A 3,937-nucleotide genomic window follows, 5' to 3' on the forward strand; every position below is an offset into this window, starting at 1 on the left:
CATACAGCTCAGCTAAGGTAAGGCTAATACAGATAAGGACTCCACTGAACCCCACCGATTAAATCGCACCTTCCCTTCCTAATGATATCTCTTGTATATCTTGCTGGCTTTTAGCTATAAAAACCTCAAGGCTTCTCCATGCTGAAATAAAACTAAATAATCTGGCATTCTCAGTAGGAATGAGTGATTGAGAAAATAGTGATGTTATTGTTTTAAATTCTTTTTTATCGTATATGTGATTGAAAACAGCTATGGCTGAGTCAATTTCGCTGTCATCTAAATGCATCATACTAATATCATTTTGTTTAATGTTATAATTACTAAATTCATTTATGAACACACCTTTTTGCCTTGCATAAAAACCTTCGGAAATTTTTTCATAGCTTGGAGATACAATCGATGCTCTGCAAGCAGTAATAGCACTGGTGGCCGCACTAAATAAATTTGATGCTAACTCAAAGTGTGGTGGTTTTTCCCAAAGTTGTTCAGGAGATAGATGATTTAAATTGTCGTAAGGAATTGCTACATCTATATATAAAATTGCATTTCTATGATAAATTACTGTTAGATCATTTATTTCTGAATGAATCCTTTTCTTTTGAGAATCAGTTAAATTTCTATGTGAATCATTCAGACCAGATATTTCATTTTCATATATTTCAATGTATTTACCGAACCCCAATATTTTAACATTGAGGTAATCATCTTTGTATATGTCTCGTTCATAATTTTGAGGGGCATCATAAATACCATCAAATTTGAAAGCTTGTATTAAAACTATGTCCATAAAATATCCTTATCAATAATAATTAGAGGAATGCATTATGGATTCCATATGGTCAGTTCGCATGTCTCAGGAATTATATCTGGAAAAACTATTGCTACACTATAACGAGCACGAGTTATTGCAACATATAATTTATTTTTCGATGATTCCGTTTTTTGACCATCAAATATGTTTTTATTTCCGCAAATGAAATCTATATAATTTTTTGTGGGGATGATTAGGGTTCTATCATAACCAAGACCTTTGGATTTTCCATAAGTTATTTTTATAAGTTTATCGATGTTGTACTTTTTACCGCTTTCGGAATTAAGTCTTATTATTGCTGGTTTGAATTCATCAAGGTATTTATTAACATCGGAATCTTTTATGACAAATACTCCAGTATGTTTTAATATTTCTAAATCTGTTACCTCAACGGCTGAGGTTGTAGGCTCAAATCCCATGCCGTTATGAACTATATCTGAGAAATTACATATGTCTAAAATGCATCGCCTGCTCTTTGATATTTTTTCTTCGTTAAATCCATTGTCTTTAAAAAATGTTATTTTATCACTTGTTGTAATGGGTTTTTTAGTCGTTATTGCAGTCTGATAAATTGTTTGGCGAAAGTCACCAACACAACATAATGATAATTTCTTAGATTTTGATATTGACTTAATAATCTCGTAATCCCAACCGACTAAGTCTTGAACTTCATCAAAATACATATTCTTATATATTTCTTCGAGTCTTTTAATTGGAGCACCTTTGGTCTTTTTAATTATGTATGCTCCAAGCTTTGCTATATAAGTTGAATGAATTTTATTGCCGTCAGATGTTAAGTAATGTAGTGGGTTGATGTCACCATTTTCAAGTTTTTCTGTTCTACCAGGGATGGCTCTATTATTTTTTCTATGAGGATCTGTTTCGTTAAATATAAGCGATTCAATACGTTTTTCGAATACAATATTCTGATATGGTCGAATAATATCTTCAAGTATAAAAGTAAATAATCCTTTTACTTTAAAATTTACAAAATCCCTTCCTCCAAGTTGTTTATACTTCTCATAAATTTCTTTCTGATTGCTTATAGTATAAGTTATTATTAATGTTTTTTCTCCGCTCTCTATTGCTTCATTTACAATACGATGAGTTTTTCCTGCACCAGCACAAGCAATGACTATTTTATTATTCATAATTGAATACATCCTCGAAGACTTGTGGGTAAATGATTTTCTCTTCGGAGTCAAATATTCTTATCGCAGAGTCAACTTTTTTCTTACCGGCACCATCTTCACCATTATACCATTCCTTTAAGAATTTAACTTTATCTGCTATATTTTTGTTTTTTTTGTATAGTTTGTTTGTTTGAGTCGATAAAATTATTTTTGCATAATTATCCAAAGTGTCTTCATCAATGCTGTTAGTTTCTATAAGCATAGGTTCTAAGGAGTATTGTGCATCAGGAATTGGTGAATGAATCTTTATGAAATTATATTCTTTATATTCATCAATGTATGATTTGACGTTTTTTTCATAATTTCCATCATTGTCTTTCATCACTTTCGTGTGTATATCTATGTGCTTAACTATTTCTAAATAGTTTTTGAAACCAATCCCTCTTACAACAATAATATCAATTCCATCCTCCTCAGGAAGTTTGCTATTTTTGTCATAATAATATTTTTTTAATAGTAGTTCATCAGATGGACCTTCTACGAGTATTACTTTGGAGGAAAGCACTGCTCTAAGTGTGTCATATCCAGGAAGTCTTTTCAGGTTTTTGACAGTGTTACTATCTATGTTATTTAGTTTTTTGTAGCCATTAGCGAGTAGGCATATTTTATTGAGGCTTAATTTATTCATCACATATGAACTATGAGTGCTAATGAAAAGTTGTTTATTAGTAAGTTTCTTTTCAATAAAACTTACTAATGATGACAAATTCATGTGTGAAAGGTGATTCTCTGGTTCTTCTATTAGCAAAATATCAACATCATTAGACTTATTTTGCAATGCAAGTTTTATCTGAACCTTATGTTGCTCTCCTTTCCCTATGTAAGGCAATGTGATGCCGTTTAAGGATAATTGAAGGTTAGCTTCTAAATTAGAATTACCTGAGATATCGGCTACGATCTGTATTTTCTTTTCAGATATATCGTTGTTACTATCCAAGTCGCTGTTTATATGTTTAACATTTTCATCGTCATTGAAACTTTCTTTTAGCTGTCTGTATTTAATTCCTAAAACTGCTTGCTCTTCCCTGCTTAATACTGATGTTAATATGTTAGATATGTATTGATTTTTACCAAAGGTGGGATGGAGTCTGGTAGGGTCAATAAAAAGTGATTTGAACGGTTTGCTTACATGTCTTATTCTCTCATTTGAGAATGTCAGCCATTCTATTTTATAGAATTCAATTGGGATGCTTGATATATTGTCTTTGTTTTTTTCAACGAATTTTTCGTAAGTAGGTAATAGTTCGATATCAAAACTAAATGTCAAACTTAACCCTTGCGTATCCAGGTTATCAGTATTGATTGAACCTTTATACTCTGGTAATCCATCAATGAATGCTTCAATTTTTATTACAGGTAGATTTATAAAGCTTTTATCACTATCTAAGTATTTACCAATGGACTCAATACTTATTATGTCAGCTAAAATTGAGTTAGTGACAGGTTTCCCCCGATAGGAATAGTTTGAAACAATTTCAATTGCTTCTAAAATTGAGCTTTTACCGGAGTTATTGTCACCAACTATAATATTAACATCATCATTAAAAGAAAATGTATGATTATTAAACTTTTTGAAATTAACTACCTTCAATTTTTTTATTTTCATTTTGATATCTCGGATAAATCCCATTTAATCCATAATGATATCGTGATTTCTACCAAAAATTCTCTTACTTATCAATGATGCACTTAGCAAATCTTCTAACAACATAGAATTAAAAGATGTTTATGCAAGGAAGGTGTAGCTCATAAGTAAACCAAATTTTTTTATTGGTATTGAAAACATCTATTTTTCAATTAGTTAATTCTTGTTTATGCATACTGCTGCATCATTGGGGTGTGGGCGTCGAAATTCTCTAAATAGCTGTTCCAAATAGTAGATCACCTGAAGGGAACTCAGTCCGGGTTGAGCGATCTGATCAACCGCTAAATA

General features: G+C 31.1%; 3 protein-coding genes. All 3 read right to left on the reverse strand.

From position 1 onward, the window contains the following. Positions 1–58 precede the first annotated feature (58 nt). The 3 genes from ACSZO4_RS24960 to ACSZO4_RS24970 are packed head-to-tail and all read right to left on the reverse strand — an operon-like array spanning position 59 to position 3,610. The gene (locus ACSZO4_RS24960; protein WP_437891789.1) at positions 59–787 is read right to left on the reverse strand and encodes a hypothetical protein; all 729 of its coding nucleotides are present in this window, start codon (positions 785–787) and stop codon (positions 59–61) included. Between the two features lie 35 nt (positions 788–822). Next, positions 823–1,962 carry a UvrD-helicase domain-containing protein gene (locus ACSZO4_RS24965; RefSeq protein ID WP_437891790.1) on the reverse strand — a complete coding sequence of 380 codons (1,140 nt, stop codon included), beginning with the start codon at positions 1,960–1,962 and terminating at the stop codon, positions 823–825. Then, a complete protein-coding gene (locus ACSZO4_RS24970; protein ID WP_437891791.1) occupies positions 1,955–3,610 on the reverse strand; it encodes an ATP-dependent nuclease in 1,656 nt (551 codons plus the stop codon). The genes ACSZO4_RS24965 and ACSZO4_RS24970 overlap by 8 nt, the downstream gene beginning before the upstream one ends. Positions 3,611–3,937 lie beyond the last annotated feature (327 nt).

The organism is Phytobacter sp. V91, from assembly GCF_965644225.1.
Taxonomy (GTDB): Bacteria; Pseudomonadota; Gammaproteobacteria; order Enterobacterales; family Enterobacteriaceae; genus CBFFRJ01.